The sequence below is a fragment of the Paucidesulfovibrio gracilis DSM 16080 genome (assembly GCF_900167125.1).
Taxonomy (GTDB): domain Bacteria; phylum Desulfobacterota; class Desulfovibrionia; order Desulfovibrionales; family Desulfovibrionaceae; genus Paucidesulfovibrio; species Paucidesulfovibrio gracilis.
In genome coordinates this window covers 238,976-255,654 of sequence record NZ_FUYC01000003.1, presented here as the reverse complement: position 1 = coordinate 255,654, position 16,679 = coordinate 238,976, and the positions used below count along the sequence as shown (strand labels likewise).

16 protein-coding genes are annotated in these 16,679 nt (G+C 53.9%); 1 reads left to right on the top strand and 15 read right to left on the bottom strand.

Annotated features, from left to right (window positions below; all coding sequences use genetic code 11):
- Window positions 1–62: 62 nt before the first annotated feature.
- The 7 genes from B5D49_RS05475 to ilvN all read right to left on the bottom strand — a co-directional run bounded on the left by B5D49_RS05475 (window position 63) and on the right by ilvN (window position 6,984).
- A complete protein-coding gene (locus tag B5D49_RS05475; RefSeq protein ID WP_078716662.1) occupies window positions 63–554 on the bottom strand; it encodes a YajQ family cyclic di-GMP-binding protein in 492 nt (163 codons plus the stop codon).
- Between the two features lie 32 nt (window positions 555–586).
- On the bottom strand, window positions 587–1,075 hold the full coding sequence (greA, locus tag B5D49_RS05470) for a transcription elongation factor GreA (protein ID WP_078716661.1): 489 nt from the start codon (window positions 1,073–1,075) through the stop codon (window positions 587–589).
- A gap of 197 nt (window positions 1,076–1,272) precedes the next feature.
- Entirely contained in the window at window positions 1,273–2,952 is a 1,680-nt protein-coding gene (locus B5D49_RS05465) for a B12-binding domain-containing radical SAM protein (RefSeq protein ID WP_078716660.1), read from the bottom strand.
- A gap of 160 nt (window positions 2,953–3,112) precedes the next feature.
- Entirely contained in the window at window positions 3,113–4,276 is a 1,164-nt protein-coding gene (locus tag B5D49_RS05460; RefSeq protein ID WP_234990629.1) for a GAK system CofD-like protein, read from the bottom strand.
- A gap of 199 nt (window positions 4,277–4,475) precedes the next feature.
- Window positions 4,476–5,564: a butyrate kinase gene (gene buk, locus B5D49_RS05455; protein ID WP_078716658.1), complete on the bottom strand. Its 1,089-nt coding sequence runs from the start codon at window positions 5,562–5,564 to the stop codon at window positions 4,476–4,478.
- Complete coding sequence (locus B5D49_RS05450) at window positions 5,561–6,502, bottom strand: phosphate acyltransferase (protein ID WP_078716657.1); 942 nt, start codon at window positions 6,500–6,502, stop codon at window positions 5,561–5,563. Before B5D49_RS05450 ends, buk begins: the two co-directional genes overlap by 4 nt.
- Window positions 6,503–6,504: 2 nt before the next feature.
- A complete protein-coding gene (gene ilvN, locus B5D49_RS05445) occupies window positions 6,505–6,984 on the bottom strand; it encodes an acetolactate synthase small subunit (RefSeq protein ID WP_078716656.1) in 480 nt (159 codons plus the stop codon).
- Window positions 6,985–7,166: 182 nt separating this feature from the next.
- Between ilvN and B5D49_RS05440 the strand changes: the two genes are divergently transcribed.
- A complete protein-coding gene (locus tag B5D49_RS05440) occupies window positions 7,167–7,718 on the top strand; it encodes a hypothetical protein (protein WP_144019186.1) in 552 nt (183 codons plus the stop codon).
- A 33-nt stretch (window positions 7,719–7,751) separates the two neighbouring features.
- On the opposite strand, the gene B5D49_RS05435 is transcribed toward B5D49_RS05440, so the two are convergent.
- The 8 genes from B5D49_RS05435 to cdaA all read right to left on the bottom strand — a co-directional run bounded on the left by B5D49_RS05435 (window position 7,752) and on the right by cdaA (window position 16,675).
- The gene (locus B5D49_RS05435) at window positions 7,752–8,081 is read right to left on the bottom strand and encodes a carboxymuconolactone decarboxylase family protein (RefSeq protein WP_078716654.1); all 330 of its coding nucleotides are present in this window, start codon (window positions 8,079–8,081) and stop codon (window positions 7,752–7,754) included.
- A 66-nt stretch (window positions 8,082–8,147) separates the two neighbouring features.
- Window positions 8,148–9,596, bottom strand: a complete 1,449-nt coding sequence (locus B5D49_RS05430) for an SH3 domain-containing protein (RefSeq protein WP_159447142.1) — start codon at window positions 9,594–9,596, stop codon at window positions 8,148–8,150.
- An 8-nt stretch (window positions 9,597–9,604) separates the two neighbouring features.
- Window positions 9,605–10,093: an OmpH/Skp family outer membrane protein gene (locus tag B5D49_RS05425; protein WP_159447141.1), complete on the bottom strand. Its 489-nt coding sequence runs from the start codon at window positions 10,091–10,093 to the stop codon at window positions 9,605–9,607.
- A 169-nt stretch (window positions 10,094–10,262) separates the two neighbouring features.
- A complete protein-coding gene (priA, locus tag B5D49_RS05420; RefSeq protein ID WP_078716652.1) occupies window positions 10,263–12,617 on the bottom strand; it encodes a replication restart helicase PriA in 2,355 nt (784 codons plus the stop codon).
- Window positions 12,618–12,664: 47 nt separating this feature from the next.
- Window positions 12,665–13,537 (bottom strand): UTP--glucose-1-phosphate uridylyltransferase GalU, encoded by an 873-nt coding sequence (gene galU, locus B5D49_RS05415; RefSeq protein ID WP_078716651.1) that lies wholly within the window; start codon window positions 13,535–13,537, stop codon window positions 12,665–12,667.
- 91 nt (window positions 13,538–13,628) lie between these two features.
- Window positions 13,629–14,981, bottom strand: a complete 1,353-nt coding sequence (gene glmM / locus B5D49_RS05410) for a phosphoglucosamine mutase (protein ID WP_078716650.1) — start codon at window positions 14,979–14,981, stop codon at window positions 13,629–13,631.
- Window positions 14,982–15,005: 24 nt separating this feature from the next.
- Window positions 15,006–15,923: a CdaR family protein gene (locus B5D49_RS05405; protein ID WP_078716649.1), complete on the bottom strand. Its 918-nt coding sequence runs from the start codon at window positions 15,921–15,923 to the stop codon at window positions 15,006–15,008.
- Between the two features lie 2 nt (window positions 15,924–15,925).
- Entirely contained in the window at window positions 15,926–16,675 is a 750-nt protein-coding gene (gene cdaA, locus B5D49_RS05400) for a diadenylate cyclase CdaA (protein ID WP_078716648.1), read from the bottom strand.
- Window positions 16,676–16,679 lie beyond the last annotated feature (4 nt).

Genomic DNA, 16,679 nt, shown 5'->3' with positions numbered 1-16,679 from the left:
ATATGAAGAAAGGGACCGCCTGCTACGACGGTCCCTTTCTTCGTGTCGTATCGAATCAGAATTTATTTCTTCATATTCACATATTGCAGAGGAAGCTCAAAATCTGCATCCTGCAAGACACGAATAACCGCTTGTAGGTCATCGATTTTCTTTCCTGCGACACGAACCTGGTCGTCCTGGATGGACGCTTGGACCTTCAACTTCTTGTCCTTGATGATCTTGACGATTCTTTTCGCGGTATCTTTATCAATCCCTTCCATCAAACGGACCGACTCTTTGAGTTGGCCTTTGGAAGTGGCTTCCGGCTCCTGAAAAATCAAAGCCCGATGATCCACCTTGCGCCGGGTAAAATGGGCAATCAGTAAATCATGCAACGCTTTGACCTTCATCTCATCGCCGGTGACAAGCTCAATACGCTTATCCTTTTTGTTTAGGGACAATTCCGTGGGAACATTACGGAAATCAAACCGCGTGCGCAGTTCTTTTTTCACGTTGTTCACGGCGTTGTCCACTTCCTGCAGATCAATCTGACTAACAATATCAAATGAGGGCATTATCTCGTCCTCTCAGCCCCGACGTATAGGGGCTACAGTTCAATGGCAGGGCCGTGGAATTCAATGGACAACACTTCATAATGAATCTTACCCCGCGGAGCATCCACCACGGCCTCGTCACCGATTTCCTTGCCCAGCAGCGCACGGCCCACTGGCGACAGGATGGAAATACTGCCTTTGCAGTAGGCGGTTTCATCGGGACCAAGCAGCAGGTAACGCTTCACATCGCCGGTATCCACATCTTCGATCTCCACAGTGGCACCGAAGGACACGCGCTCTCCACCCAGTGTATTCATATCAATGATATTGAACCGGGGGATTCTCGACTCAATGTACGTAATCTTTGCTTCGAGCATCCCCTGGCGTTCTCGGGCCGCATCATATCCCGCATTCTCGCTCAAATCACCCTCTTCACGGGCCTCTTTGATCGCCTGAATAACTGCCGGGCGTTCTTTTTTGAGATTCGCCAACTCGCGCTTGACCATTTCATAGCCTTCAACAGAAATAGGAATGCTTTCCATTGTCTTGTCGTTCCTCGATTTTATCGTGATTTCGCCCTGGTCCGCGAAGGAGTCTTCGCTTTCTGACACTGGACCCAGAGCCGCATCGGATGAACATTCTGCGTAGAACATAGTCCGATTGTGGTCAAGACTCTGCCACAGGCGTTTCCCCCTGGAATGCCGGGGGAATATCCAATGCATCTAGAAAAAAGTCTTGATCAATGGTGAGTTACAGCTTCTCGGCACTGTTGTATATAGGGCTGGGCCTGTGGGAAGGCGCGCAGCTTTTCTAAATGCGACAACGCCGCCTTAAACCGTCCGACATTCATGAGCGCAATTCCAAGACAAAGGCGCAAATTCGGCTCATTGGGAAACTGTCTTAGCCCCTCCTCTAACTCGGAGACGGCTTCGGAGTGATGTCCATGACGGTGAAGCAACATCCCTAGTCCAAGACTGGCCTTGGGATCAGCCCCATACTGCAATGCCCGACGAAACAGGCGTTCCGCGAGGTGGTCCCTGGTACCCTGCGGGTAGTTCTCCGCGTAGTCACCTTGATCAAACGTCATCCCAAGCCTGGAAAAAAAATCGGCAAATGCAGGATATAGACGAGGTTCCTCAGCCACTTCCAACTGTTCAACATACTCCGGCAAGGCTTCATGCTGCGCACGCTTCAGACGAGTACCCCAGTCATGAACCTGTTTGAATTCCAGGGCAGGATCCAGATCAAACCAGAGCAAATCCTCTTCGTCCATGTTCCACACGTCATCCGTAACGCCAAATTCCCGGCAGGCACGATCATACAATTCCGTTCCCGGTAAGACAGTGAGCACATGGAATAACGCCACCAGTGGCCGAATGGAATGCAAAAACCTCCGACTCTGCTCAATCGTTGCTTCACACTCTCCTGGATTGCCATAAATGATATAGGCTCGGGCCACCATTCCGTAGCGAGTGGTGAGATCAAACGCCCGCCGGATCTGCTTATCCGTGGTGTTTTTCCGCAACGTCTTTCGAATTTCCGGCGACCCGCTCTCCACCCCGTAACTGATCTGAACGCACCCAGCCGCACGCATGGCTGCCAGCGTTTCTTCATCCACTCTATCAACCCTGGATATTGCCTGCCATTGTACTTTCAAACCCCGTTCCTGTAATAAACGGCAAAATTCCAGCACCATTTCCCGGCGGAGCGTAAATGTATCATCGGAGACGTAAAAAAATCGTATCCCCCTTGACGATAAGCGCTCTATCTGGCGCACCAGATAGGCAGGGGAATGAAAGCGGACCCTTCCCTCCCAAAAACGAGGCGACCCGCAAAAAATACACTTTCCCGGACAGCCTCGCGAGAGAATCACATGCTTAAAAGTAAAATATTTTGCCGGATCCGGCAGGGAGTCTAAATCACTCACAAAAGGTGCACAGGGATTATCGCAAACCTGTTTGCCGTCCCGCCAAGACAAATTCGGGACGTGAGCCAACGAGGTTCCGTCTTTGATCGCCTGTAACAATGCAGGAAATGCAAGTTCTCCTTCGCCACGCAACACACAGTCCACAACCTGAAACCGGTCCAGGAAAAAATGCGCCAAAAATGTTGCGCCTATTCCGCCAAACACCACGGTAGTTTTCGGATTGACCTTTTTGGCCATCCGGGCCGCCTGCACCGCCCCCCAACGATTGGCCGTAAACACGGTTACCCCCAGGATGTCGGGGGCAATTTCACGTAGTTCTTTTTCCATTACCTCGGGTTTGTCGCGCAGGCCGTGCCAGTTGGCCACGGTCACGTCATGGCCCGCTTCCACCAGGGTTGCTGCCACATAGTACACCCCGATGGGGATTGCCACGACATTTTCATCCTCAGCGCGGTCCTGCTGAAAATAGGGATAGGCAAGAAGGATCTTCATGACCAGGGAGCATGGCACAAATCTCCAACTAGGCCAAGCAGCTACGATGGGGGAAAAATGGCACAGCGCATGGACTGCCGCAGAGTGAGAAAGGCACCAGGTCCAAAATCAACACGGCAGGATAAGTATAAACCACCACAAGAAAGGAGTTACCGAATAGTTACAGTCGGGAAAGCAACATTCTGACAAACCGTTCGGGATCTATCTGCCCTCGGGCAGCATCTTCCACCAGCGGACAGGGAACCACATCAAGCCCCATACGGCGCATCGATCCGGCACCAACACCATTGGGATAGTTTTTTTCTGAAGAATCGATCAATACCGTGTCCACAAGTTGCGTTACCCGCACCTGTCGACCGGCGTCCCTCCGCAAAATCGCTACCAACCGTTCCACCTGCTGAACAACATCAAGCCCCAGGCTTTCGGAATCCGGCAAGGTATTCGGAACGAATACTTTGGGACAGGGGTTCCGGGCCAAAGCCTTGCCTACGCCGGAAACCAACAAATTGGCGGCGAGGCTGGAGTGAAAACTCCCGAAAGAATAGCAAACCAAATCGGCCTGTTCGATACAACGAAGAGCTTCGTCGCATGCCGAGGCTTCGGACACCGGGCCGAGAGTGGGACCATTCACCAACCAAAGGTCCGTGATCGGCTGTTTCAAGGGAGGGGTTTCTTTTCCCGTAATGCGGTGTTGTCCAACCACACAGGTTCCATCCGCAAGACGGACCGCAAGATGACGGCATTGTTCCGTCACAGGAAGAACTATACCGCGCACACGGAGCCAGTGGGAGTATGTCGCAAGGACACGATTCAGCCGTCGACCATTTGATAAATAAGCACCGGCCAAGGCCAGATTCCCTATGCTGGCTCCACGCAGGTCAAACCACTGCGGCATGCGATCGGCAACAACGGTCAGATGCGAGCGCACATTTTGCCGAATTGCTTCCGGCACCGGCTGCAACAAGGGGTGCCGGCCCTGAAGCATTGACTGAAAAACCTCGCGCAGCAGTTCCAACGGGACATCCCGCTCCAATCGATATTCAAGCAGCGGTAGTAACGCGGAAACCGCCGGACATGTCGTATCAGCCAGGGCCAACAGCCGATTTCGCAGATCTCCCACTGCGGGCATGGCAAACGCCTTACGTAACTCCGCGGAACTTCCGCCGGAATCGAAAGGAGTGATCACATGCATGGAGCGATGCGTATGGCGCGTCAGTTCGGAACAAGCATCGTGTAACGCACTGCCTCCACTAAAAAAAAGCACTTTTGCCCCCCCGGCGGGAGCGTTCGGATAATGTCCAGATGCCTCATTATACCACGCCATTCGCTCTACATCACTCCACTTTTTCCGTTGCCCCAGGAACCCCTTCATGCACGGGGAAGGCCTGGGAAGAGGCAACACCATGATTCGCCCTCTCCCCTTATCCGTGTCAGCTCCAAGGAGCAAGCCGTGATTGGAGCAAGGAACCCCGATTGCAAAGAGGACTAGCCTTACAACATACAATAACAGGGAATAGTGCTGGTCAGGACGTATATTGCACCGGTTTCACCCCGTCACGCAAAACACGCCAGGCTCCTTCTGCCATGACGCGCATTTCGTCCGTTTCCAATGCTGAGACGGGAGCAAGGAACTCCAGTCGGTCGCGCAACGATGCCACAAGCCGGGAAGATCGCGAAAGACCACCCGTAAGCACCACCCCGTCCAACCGCGAGTCAGGTCCAGCAAGCAAGGCCGGGGCAAGGGACGAAACATGTTTGGCAATATTGTAGGAGAGCGCATCAAAAACCAAGGCAGCTTTTTCGTCACCGGTATCACATGCTTCAAGCACTTCGCGCAAATCATTGGTCCCCATATGCGCCCAGAGCCCGCCCTTGGTCAGAGCCAATTCCTGCAATTCACGAACACTGTGCTTCTGCTGCAATACAAGTCCAAGAGCCGTTATCAACGGCAAGCTGCCCACCCTTTCCGGGCTGAACGGTCCCTCGCCGTCCAAGGCGTTGATTACATCCACAACCCGGCCCCGATCATGCGCGCCAATGGAGATTCCTCCGCCCATATGCGCCACGATGAAACGGCTTCGCTCATATTCCAAGCCCATTTCACGCGCCACGGCACGGGCCGCCCCCCTTTGGCTCAATGCGTGAAAAACGCTTCGCCGCTGCACCCAGGGTAGTCCCGTCACCCGGGCAACGGAACGCATCTCATCCGTTACAACAGGATCGACCACCAAGGCTGGCACGTTGTCCCGCAGGGAATACTCCCTGGCGAGAAGTGCGCCTAAATTGCTGGCATGCTCCCCAAAACGGGCCGAACGCAAATCCGCAATCATGGCATCGTTAACGGAGTAAATGCCGCCCGACATGGGGCGCAACAATCCGCCACGTCCCACAACAGCACTCAGTCGAGGCACCCGGCCACCATGTGCCGCCTTATGCAAGGCAGTACGAACGGTATCACGCCGCAACGGCAATTGATCCAAAACGTGCTCATACTTTGCCAGAGTCTCTTTATCGTGCCGAACCTCCAAAGACAAAACAGATTCTTCCTCTTCAAACAGGGAGACCTTCGTCGAAGTGGATCCAGGGTTTACGGTCAGGACACGAAGCGTCATACGTCTTCCCCCTGCGCATGCAAAGAATAACGAGCCAAAAGCGCAGCCAAGGCAATGGAATAAAACTTGGAAACCCCCGAGTCACTTCGTGACGGAACGACCACGGGGACGGCGCTGCCCACGACCACACTGGCCAGCGGCGTACGCAGAAGCGACCCCAAGGCCTTATACAAAATGTTTCCGCTCTCGATATCCGGCGCGCAAAGGATATCGGCCCGGCCTGCCACTGGATGATCAATGCCCTTGGTCATTGCGGATTGCCGGGAAATAGCCAAATCCAATGCCAATGGTCCATAAACCAAACAATCGCCGAATTGCCCCTGCACAGCCATTTTACTGATTACATCCGCGTCCAACGTCGCTGGCATTGCCGGGTAGTTCACCTTTTCCGTTGCTGCAAGCATGGCTGCCTTTGGTTTCTCAATCCCCAGCACCCGTGCCACCCCCAACGCATTGCGCAAAATGTCCGCCTTGCGTTGCAAATTAGGCCGGATATTCACTCCTGCATCCGTGAGCAACATAAGTCGGCGTTCTTCAGGGGCGGCAAACACCGTAACATGGCTCAAGATGCCCTGCTTCGGCGGCACACCGGTTTCCTTGTTCAAAATAGCTTTGAGCACCACTGCCGTACCCACCAGCCCCTTCATGAGGATGGCCACTTCCCCCTCGCGATACAACGTCACGGCCCGCTGAACAGCAGCTTCAGGGTTCGGTTCGTGCTCGGCCCAAAGTGGTCCTATGTCCACCCCCAGCTCACTGGCCAGACCGGTGGTTCGCTGCATATCGCCGATGAGTACCGGCTCGGCCACGCCCTTGGCATAGGCATTCAACGCTCCCTCAAGCACGAAGGCATCGGCGCAAGGCGCCACAGCCACCCGCGGCATCCCACCCCGGTTCAATTCGCCCTTTACCAACTCGTCCAAGGAACGAATGGTCATACTTATTCGTCCCCGCGCTTCAAGGCGATGGTGCCGGTACGGCACATGCTCAAAATCCCATAGGGTTTCAACATCTTGATCAGCCCATCCACCCGCGCTTCATCCCCGGTCAATTCTACGGTAACGCTTCGCTGCCCCATGCCCACCACGTCTGCCCGAAACACCTCAAAAATTTGCATAATTTGAGCCGTGTCCTCTGGTGTCAATGCCACCTTGATAAGGGCCAGCTCGCGATCCACAAATTCTTTCCTGGACAGATCATCCACCTGAATGACGACATCCAATGCTTGCATTCGTTCTGTAATCCGGCTGATTCGTTCCGGGTTTGCCTCAATACGAATAACCATCCGCGAAATATCAGGATTTTCTGTTTCCCCGCAGGCAATGGAGTTGATATTTAACTTTGCTTCACCAAAATGGCGTGCCATATGGGCGAGGACGCCAGGCTCGTTGCGCACAAGGGCGGAAAGGGTATGCTTCATAATTCCCTCCAATTCTTTACATTTTCAAACTAATTTACCCGAGGGTCGAAAAAGGCACAAGAGGTTCCAATGCCATCTGAAACCGGAAAAATGCATTTCGTTTCAGACAATCGGCAAAGTCTCTTTGCAGGAATTGACCGAAAGCGAGCAACCCGGCTATTATCAAACGAGGAGGGATAACGATGCTCGGAAAACTATGGAAAAAACTATCCACTCCGCCATCAAGCCAAGTGGGTAAACGCAATCTTGAACGCGCATGGCGGGCCCAGATTCGCGGAGACATGGACAAGGCAAGAGAATATAACAACGCGGCAGCGCAAGCGTTTCTCTCCATGCTGGATCACGACAAAACAAACGGCAAACGAACCTTCCCTGCGCGTCTTGCCGCTGCGGGAATTACGCTGCTGAGAACGGGCAATGCCCAAGATGCGGCGCCACTGCTTCGCGAAGCAATTCAACGGCAAAATGTTCTTTTTGCGGCGTACCCTTGGGCGGGCTTAGCCTTTGCGCACCAGGGGGAACAAAAAACGGCACTGGAATATTGGAACAATTTCTCAGCAATTCAGGCCAAACAGCCTGTGTTAGGAAAAATTGTTCAAGCACAATGTATTGAATTGCAGTCAGACGAAATCTCGTTGGCGGAGGCCGCCACCGCCATCGAACAGGGAATCCTGCAGCAGGATCTTGCAGACCATCGTGAAGGAAAACAATTTTGGCTGCTTGATAAATTATAATCCCGGGAGCAGGACACCCCCGGGATTTTTAAATCAGTCGAACAGTTTGTCCACTTCGTCGTAGACGTATTTCATATACATCATTTTGGGCGAACCGCCCATGGCCACTGAGAGCAGGGCCGCATCAATGATCTCATCGCGCGTGGCTCCATGCGAAGCCGCATTCTGCACGTGCAGTGAAATACACATATCGCACTGCGACAGAATAGAGCAGGCAATGAGAATCAGGCTCTGCGTTTTGCTGTCAATGGTGCTGTCCTTTTTAATTGTAGCGGTAAAATCGCGGTATCCTTTAAAGACATCGCGACGATGCCGATTCATCAGTCGAAACAGCTCGGTGGCCTTTTCAGCAGGTTCCTGCATTATCCCATCCCTCATTCGTTAGGTGTGCCGAAATCCCTTTGGACGACCGGAATTTCGCTCCAAATGTCAGCGCTGAAAGCGAGTTCCATACAAAACGGCCTCGCGAGTCCAGAACTGACGTATTCCTTTTCCATCAAAAAGCGCCTCACCGTATGACAAATCCTTAAGATCCATTCCGGGAAGATACACATCCACACGCATCAAGGTTCCCTGTCGCCATTGCTCCTTCCAAAGTGTTCGACAAAAGTCGCTCAGGGATTCACTGCCGGGAACCACGGTCACATCGAGGAAAACTTTCAACACATCGAGGGGATATCTCCCCTGACGGCTCTCCATCCGCTCCATGACCTTAAAATGAAATCCATGTCGCGTTTCATCGGCCACCGGCATCGGGCCTTTGTGCGGCTCCGATGTTTCAGGCGGTTCCACGACCATACTTTGCGATTCCGGCGCCTGTGGAGGTTGCTGGGCCTCGGGGGTGGAGCTGGACTCACGCAATTCTGCAGGTGGTTCACTGCTCACAGTTCCCCGCACCTGGTTCATGGGCGCGGCTTCCATGTCATTATGCTGCGGCGCAGGGACAGATTCACGTTCCCGGTCCAACTCCGGCAGGGCATCCAGATCGTTTTCCAGCAATGGCGAATAAATAAACCCCAGTGCGTGGGCTTCATCCCGTTGCGATTCTCCTAAGGCAAAAGCGGCGTACCACCCTTTGCGAAGCAGATCCACCCGCACGGCCTGTCCCGGTTCCAGCGTATCCACCAGCTCGGACGCCGCGGTCCGCTTTTTTCGCACATTCACTCTTCTGGAAACCTTCACAAGCCGTCCCCAATGTGCGGGGGATGCCGAGGAAGGATCCGTCACGGCCTGTTCGGACGGTGCGGACGGTTCATGCCCCTCCTGGTCAGCTTCCGCTGAAACGGAAGAGGATTGGACTGCCACCTCCGAAGCGCCTTTCCCGGCATCGGGCTTGCCTGCGGAAAGTGCCCGTTCAATTTGTTCCGGATCCGCAGGAAAAAGGAATTTGCTCTTGGAGTAGCCGATGGCCCGGTCCAACGACCGCACTTTTTCTTCGGCCTCAAACACGGCCACCCAGCCATTTTTTTCAAAATCCACCTTAACCAGATCGCCTGGTTGAAGCGTCCGCACATGCGCGGTCCGAGGACCACGCCCTTTTCGAATGTTAAGCATTCCCCGTGGGGTGCGATATTCACCCCAGTCACCCACGGGGACCAAATAACTCGCCTTGACGTAGCCTATGGCCTTGGAGATGTCTCGCTCCTTCACGTCCGGCTCAAATACGGCCACCCAACCGTTTTTTTCAAAATCGACCCGGATTCGACGGCCCGGCATGAACGTAGTGATTCGCTTGCTGGATGGTCCCCGTCCCGCTCGCAGGTTAAGGGGACTTTTGGGTGTCATGAGGCGCCCCCAGCCCTCGGCTGCGGCCGATGCGGGGACGCCTCCCAGCCAGACCATCGTGACGAGTAAAAAAATAATAATCCGTTGCAGCATGGTAAGCATCAATACCGTTGGTTGAGGTCTTGAATGACAAGATCAGTGAGGTCAGCGGAATCTTCAATATAACCCACAATATCCGGATCGGTCAGAACCAGGGAAAACCCTTGCTGTTGCGCAATGTGCCGCAAGCTTGCATCGGCGCGCTTCATGATGAATTGAATCAAGCGGGCCTCCTCATACTGAATGTCTTCATTGCTCTTTTGGATCAACCGATCATGCTGTTCATACAATATCTGAAGTTTGCTCTCCAAAGTGCGTTGCTCCGAGTCAGAAAGCGTCGCATCCGCAAGCCGGGCTTTGAGTTCATTGATATTCTTGGCACTGTCACGAATCTGGCGATCCTTCTCCTGCCCCAGCTTGGCAAGATCCTGTTGCGCGGTCCTACCGATGTCGGACTCGTCGATCAACCGCTGAGGATTGACAAAGCCCACCTTTTGTTGCGCCAGAACATCTCCGGGCCAAGCAACCCCTGAAAGCAACAAAGCCAGCACAAGGACACTGCCCCCAAAAGGCAACCATCGCTTCAAGCCTCGGCCTACCCTCATCATAACGAATCGTACTCCTGCGCTCATAGGGTCGGGATCAAAATATCTGTCGTAACGGTCACAAATACTAGCTGTCTTTACCGCGACTGTCGAGGCACACGCCCCGAACAAAAAATCACAGCATATTGACGGGATCTAAATCCAGACGCATCCGAATATTGGCAGGATCCGGATTCCAGGAGGAAAAGGCCGCAAACACACTTCGAATGTCGGGCCACTGTCCGGCCTTGAGGAGGCAATTGTATCGACGGCGTCCACGCAGCATGGCCAAGGGTGCCGGGGCCGGTCCCAATGCTTTGACTCCGCATCGACGGGCTGCGCCCTGCAACGCATCGCCAGCCTTCATGAGCAGTTTCGGATCTTCGGGCAGTTCTTCGCCTTCGGCATCGCAAGCCGGTATACTCATCCGAATCAATCCCAAACGAACAAAAGGTGGGTAGCTGAAACGTTCCCGTTGTTCGATTTCCCGTTGGTAAAACGTGGAATAATCCGCGCCAAGAACATGCTGCCAAAACGGGTGTCCCGGATTGCGCGTCTGCACCAAGACGCGACCCGGCAAGGTGCTTCGCCCGGCACGTCCCGCCACTTGCAATAACAATTGATACGTTCGTTCGGCAGAACGATAATCCGGTAAATTCAGGCCCAAATCACCATCAACTACCACGACCAGCGTGACGTTGGGAAAATGGTGTCCCTTGGACAACATCTGCGTCCCTACGAGCACCTGGGCCTCTTCCCGCGAAAAAGCGCTCAAAATTTCTTCCATGCGCTCTTGTCGACGTGTGGTATCCCGGTCCATGCGCAAAATCCCCACCCCCTCAGGCAAGGCTTTGGCAAGGCTTTCTTCTAAGCGCTCGGTCCCTTCGCCCATGGGCAGGAACTTCCCGCCCCCACATTTCATGCAAAGCATGGGATAGGGGTACGCCGTGCCGCAATAATGACAAACCAGCCGTTCTCGGCTTTTGTGGAACGTCATGGCTACCTGGCAATGCGGACACCGAATAACTTCTTCACAATCCAAACAATACATCAAGGGCGCATAGCCACGCCGGTTGAGCATGACGATGGCCTGTCCGCCGTTTGAAACTGTTTCCCGCAAAGCTTCAACGGTCTCCGGTGCCAACGGATTATCCGCATTCTTCATCCCCGCGATGCTGACCAGGCGAATATCCGGCGGCGTACCGCCGCCAACGCGGTGTGTCATGGGAATTAAGGGCAGATGTCCCTGACTGGCTGCATAATATGACTTTACATCGGGAGTAGCCGAGCCAAGAACCAATAAACCATGGGCCTGCTTGGCCCGAAACCAGGCGATTTCCTTGGCTTGGTACGCGAGGCGCTCTTCCTGCTTGAAACTTTCGTCATGTTCTTCATCAACGACGATCAAACCTGGCTCACGAATTGGCAAAAACAAAGCGGAACGGGTTCCAACCACCAGGGTTGGTTCTCCCGATGCCACGGATAAAAATGCATCACGCCGGGATCCCGGGGACTGATAGCCATGGTAAAGTAAGCAACGTTTTCCTGGAAAACGCTGCTGCACTGCCCGAAACAGACCGCACGCGAGAGCCACTTCCGGAGCGAGTAAAAGAACGGAACGTCCCGAGGCTAAGCATTGTTCCGCCAGTGAGAGGTACACATGGGTCTTGCCGCTGCCGGTTACGCCATGGAGCAAAGCGGTTTCCGCACAATCGGAGCGCAATGCCTTGGAAAGCCGCTCCAAGGCTTGGTTTTGTTCCGGAGAGTTCACCGGGGCATCTGCAGCCGGTACACAGGCCTGATCAACGAGATCATCACCGACCTCCTGTCGCCCAGTACAAACAAGTCCCAACGTTGTAAGTCGGCGCAAGGCCGGACCGACTTTCGATCCAAGTTCTTTGTTTAAACGTTGACGAGTGGTCTGTCCATTTTCCAGCAAGTACTCCAACAAAGCGAGCTGTTGCACCGCATTCGGACGAACTGGCCATGGCGGATCCGCCATCAACCGTACGACCGTTTCTTCAGCCTCTCGAGCGGGATTCAGATGCAACCGCATGGAACCATTTTCCCACAGCGCCAGCAACCGACGCACTTCCGAATCGGTCATACGTGCGACAGCCTGCGGGCGAAGACGCGAGGGAAACTCGGCTCCATCAATGGCGAAAACAAAATCCGACGAGCGCAATCCTGCTGGAAGCAGTTGGTGCAAAATGGCTCCGGCATCGCTCATCTGGCGGCAAGCCAATTCGCGAACCAGTTCCAAATATGGGGCATCCAGAATCGGAGCCTTATCCAGCACCCAAAGGATCGGCTTTGTGGTAAACCCAGGTTGCTCCTCTTCTTTTCCCACGGCCACGCCCACACGCAGGGAGCGGCGGACCGAAACCAGTACGCGGCACCCGGGTTGCAACGCAGGAAACCACTCCGGCAACTCATATGTGAGTTCCGAATACGGTGGGGTAGGGAGCAATATCCGCCAGTATTGTCGCATAGAATTGCGGTGCCCCTTTTCAGAGGCACCGCCGGTTTTTGCTATCTTTATTTGGTAGGAGGCAGCAATTCCCGCAGGCGGGCAGAGATATCTTCATGCAGGGCTTCATCCTGCAATGCGAAATAGATATTCGCCGTCAGGTATTCAACCCAATCCCCGGCATCAAATCGCCGTCCCTTGAGTTTCACAGCAATGAGCTTGCCGTTGTCGGCCAACCCCTGCAAGGCATCGGTCAGTTGAATTTCACCACCGACGCCGGCGGATTGATGCTCAAGAATATCAAAGATTTCCGGCAACAGGACATATCGGCCAATGATCGCAAGCCGGGACGGAGCTTCTTCAAGGCTCGGCTTTTCCACAAGGTTTGAAACCCGGAACATGCCAGGAGCGAACTCTTCCCCCTGAATGATTCCATACTTGTGAACCCGATCGTCAGGGACTTCGATCACGCCGACCACAGCGGCTTTTTCCGTCTCAGCCGCTTCGATGAGTTGACGGATGCCCGCTCCCTTGCCAAAAACCATGTCATCGCCCAACATGACGGCAAAAGGCTCATTGCGGCAAACCTCACGCGCACAAAGCACGGCGTGTCCAAGACCCAATTGCTCCTTCTGGCGCACGGCAATAACGTTGACCATGTCCGCCACGGCGCGAACCTCTTCAAGCAACTGCGTCTTGCCGCTCCGTTCAAGCAAGTTCTCCAGCAAAAAGCTGCGATCAAAATGATCTTCGATAATCTTTTTATTCTGATTGGTAACAAACACAACGTCTTCGAGTCCGGCTTCCATGCCTTCCTCGACAATGTACTGTACCACGGGTTTACGGTAGACAGGCAGCATCTCTTTGGGGATGCTCTTCGTGGCCGGCAGAGAGCGTGTTCCCCACCCCGCGACCGGTATAACGACCTTTTTGATCTGCATCGCTTCTCCTCTTCCTGGACTTCGCACGATGGTCAATTAGCATTGCTCAAAAAAAGAAGGAAAGACAAAAAATCATAAAATTGCAAGAACATTAGCGCAAATGCTCCTGCAGCACACAGCAAAGACGCTCGGTCAAGGCTTCCACCTTGCTCTCTTCATCCCCTTCGACCATGACACGAGCCAGTGATTCGGTGCCGGAGTAACGAAGCAACACACGCCCCCGGCCGCACAATTCCCCTTCCGCCTCCCGGACAGCCTTGTCCACTGCCGGAACGGAATCAAATGGAATTTTGCGCTCCACACAAACATTTTTCAACATCTGGGGCAACGGTTGCAACAAATTCGCCAGCTCGGACAAAGGGCGGTCCTTTTCCTGCATGATGCGAAGCAGCTGCAAACCCGCCAGGAGGCCATCGCCAGTTGTGCTGTGGTTCAGAAAAATCAAATGTCCGGACTGCTCTCCCCCCAGCACTGCGCCTTCCCGCCGCATAGCCTCCACCACGTGCCGATCGCCCACGGGCGTACGGAGCAACCGTCCGCCGCGTTCCTGCATAAAAATTTCCAGTGCCATATTGCTCATGACCGTGGCAACGAGCGTATTTCCCGGCAATGCGTCCCGGTCCAACAAATTTTGTGCGCAAAGGGCCATGATCTGATCTCCATCAAGAACACTCCCCTTTTCATCCACAACAATAAGACGGTCCGCGTCGCCATCCAATGCCAGACCGATATCAGCACCTTGCTCAACCACGGTTTGAGCGATCAGCTCCGGATGCAACGAACCGCAGCATTCATTGATATTCAGTCCATTCGGTTTGCAGGCAAGGGGGACAACCTCGGCGCCAAGCTCGCGCAAAACCATAGGAGCCACCCCGTAGGCCGCTCCATTGGCGCAGTCCAGCACGATTTTCATGCCATCCAAAGTCCGATCCTGAGGAAACGTATTCTTTAAGAACACGACATAACGACCATTAGCGTCAACAATGCGCTTCGCCCGACCAATATCTTCCCCGGCCGGAAAATCCCAATTGGAATCGCCGGAAAGCACCATATCCGTGATTTCCTGTTCAGCTTGGTCCGGTAACTTGAATCCGTCCCGGTTGAAAAATTTGATCCCGTTGTCGCTGAAAGGATTGTGGGAAGCGGAGATAACAACGCCTAAATCTGCACGCATATTCCGCGTCAAAAAGGAAATCGCAGGAGTCGGAAGCGGCCCGACAAGAAGAACATCCATCCCCGTGGCACAAAAACCAGACGTCAAGGCGGTTTCAAAAACATATCCGGAAAGCCGCGTATCCTTGCCGATAAGCACTTTATGCCGTTTGCTGCCGTTACGGAAATATTGGCCTGCCGCCAAACCAAGGCGTAAAGCGACTTCCGGAGTCATGGGGAATATATTGACCCGACCTCGAAGGCCGTCTGTTCCAAAAAGCTTTTGATTCATCGAGGATGCAACTCCAAAACAATGTTATTCGACACGGCGGACAACAGCGGAAAGTGTTTCCGGTTTCTTGCCTACCAACCGACATCCCTGGGGAAGACTGACCCAATATTCCAATTCGTGGTTCCCGGGCTTCATGCCCGGCTCAATTTTGGGGTATGCGGCGATCTCACGACGGAACTGATCGTTGCGGAAAAGGGCCACCGGACCTTCGATTTCCAGAGTCACAAGATTATCCGCCACCTCAACGGTCAACCCCCTGGGAGGCTCCGCCTCAATACTTCGAATCTTGACGACAATCCGCTGGGTTTTCGGCCCAAGCTCCAGACTCACACGCACCAGCCCCGGCTGCGCCTTGACGGAGTCCGGCAGAAGAATCGGCAAGTCCTCGGTCCAGGTTCGAGCGGTATCGTCCTCGAAAACCGTATCCATGCGCACTTCAGCCACGTCCAACTTGCGAAGCTCGCTGGCCGGGCCATGTAACTGCACAAATTCCGGATCAGAGCGAAGGTCGTCCACCTGCATGTCCCGGTGCAGCTTGGGGGCGCCGGTCCACTCAATATGGACAGGAACGGTTTTGACGGCCTCACGGTCCACTGTCAAGATCAGCCTGTCCGGTTTGATCTGGACCACCTCATACGCCCGGGAAAGCGGAACCTTGCGGGCATCCAAATCAATCAAATTCTCTCCGACCTTCAAGCTGCTCACATCCAAAGGATAGGCAAGTTTCTTGAAATCCAGCGTGCTGATCATCCCCTTGGGACCGCGGACCCGAACCTCAATGCGTTTAACCATGCCTTTTTGAATGACCAGTCCTTCAGGACTGTTGGTCATTTCTACGGGCAAAGGCAGCCAGGTTTCCACTTTTTCACGCCCGGTCACCAAGTACCAGGTGGCAACGGCAAGCAAAAAAGCCACAAGCATGGTTTGCCAACGAATTGCCATGATCAACGCTCCAAAACATTCTTGAGTACGCGGCGCAGACGCAGTTCATCCAGGCTGGTGGTCAGACGGCCGTTCATGGCGATGGACACATCTCCGGTCTCCTCAGAAACAACCACGGAAACGGCATCGCCTTCCTCGCTGATTCCCAACGCAGCCCGGTGGCGCGTGCCAAAAACCGTCTGCCCACGAAACTTGGAAGACAGCGGTAAAATACACGCAGCTGCCGCCACTCGACCGTTCCGGATGACCACGGCGCCGTCATGCAGGGGAGTATCGGTTTTAAAGATACTCATGAGCAATTCTTTGGAAATGCGGGCATCCACTTCAATGCCGCGCTCCATAATATCCCCGAGGGGAACGCCGCGCTCCATGACGATAAGGGCACCACAACGCCGACGGGCCATAGCCATGACAGCAAGCACGATTTCATTAAGGCTTTGCTCTTCCACCGGGGTTCTTCGCCAAAACCGGCCAACCCCGATCTGCGCCAAGGCCTTCCGAATATCGTTCCTAAACAAAATAATGATGACCAGAAAAAAAGAACCAAGAAAATTCGTCAGCAGCCAGTTCAGAGTAAAAAGCCCCAACTCGTCCGAGACCCAGTACACCACCAGCAGCAACATAAGCCCATAGATCACTGCCACGGCACGAGTGCCGCGGACAAGAAGAATGAGCTGATAATAGACAATCGTAATAATGGCGATGTCTATTATGTCACGCCAAGCGATTTGTAGTCCAAGCAGTTCAACCATTCAC

Excerpts from the sequence above, each read along its gene's own strand:
- cdaA (WP_078716648.1), bottom strand. The coding sequence starts at position 16,675 with ATGGTTGAACTGCTTGGACTACAAATCGCTTGGCGTGACATAATAGAC.
- B5D49_RS05465 (WP_078716660.1), bottom strand. The coding sequence starts at position 2,952 with ATGAAGATCCTTCTTGCCTATCCCTATTTTCAGCAGGACCGCGCTGAG.
- B5D49_RS05460 (WP_234990629.1), bottom strand. The coding sequence starts at position 4,276 with ATGGCGTGGTATAATGAGGCATCTGGACATTATCCGAACGCTCCCGCC.
- greA (WP_078716661.1), bottom strand. The coding sequence starts at position 1,075 with ATGGAAAGCATTCCTATTTCTGTTGAAGGCTATGAAATGGTCAAGCGC.
- ilvN (WP_078716656.1), bottom strand. The coding sequence starts at position 6,984 with ATGAAGCATACCCTTTCCGCCCTTGTGCGCAACGAGCCTGGCGTCCTC.
- buk (WP_078716658.1), bottom strand. The coding sequence starts at position 5,564 with ATGACGCTTCGTGTCCTGACCGTAAACCCTGGATCCACTTCGACGAAG.
- B5D49_RS05435 (WP_078716654.1), bottom strand. The coding sequence starts at position 8,081 with ATGCAGGAACCTGCTGAAAAGGCCACCGAGCTGTTTCGACTGATGAAT.
- B5D49_RS05440 (WP_144019186.1), top strand. The coding sequence starts at position 7,167 with ATGCTCGGAAAACTATGGAAAAAACTATCCACTCCGCCATCAAGCCAA.
- B5D49_RS05450 (WP_078716657.1), bottom strand. The coding sequence starts at position 6,502 with ATGACCATTCGTTCCTTGGACGAGTTGGTAAAGGGCGAATTGAACCGG.
- priA (WP_078716652.1), bottom strand. The coding sequence starts at position 12,617 with ATGCGACAATACTGGCGGATATTGCTCCCTACCCCACCGTATTCGGAA.
- B5D49_RS05405 (WP_078716649.1), bottom strand. The coding sequence starts at position 15,923 with ATGGCAATTCGTTGGCAAACCATGCTTGTGGCTTTTTTGCTTGCCGTT.
- B5D49_RS05475 (WP_078716662.1), bottom strand. The coding sequence starts at position 554 with ATGCCCTCATTTGATATTGTTAGTCAGATTGATCTGCAGGAAGTGGAC.
- galU (WP_078716651.1), bottom strand. The coding sequence starts at position 13,537 with ATGCAGATCAAAAAGGTCGTTATACCGGTCGCGGGGTGGGGAACACGC.
- glmM (WP_078716650.1), bottom strand. The coding sequence starts at position 14,981 with ATGAATCAAAAGCTTTTTGGAACAGACGGCCTTCGAGGTCGGGTCAAT.
- B5D49_RS05430 (WP_159447142.1), bottom strand. The coding sequence starts at position 9,596 with ATGCTGCAACGGATTATTATTTTTTTACTCGTCACGATGGTCTGGCTG.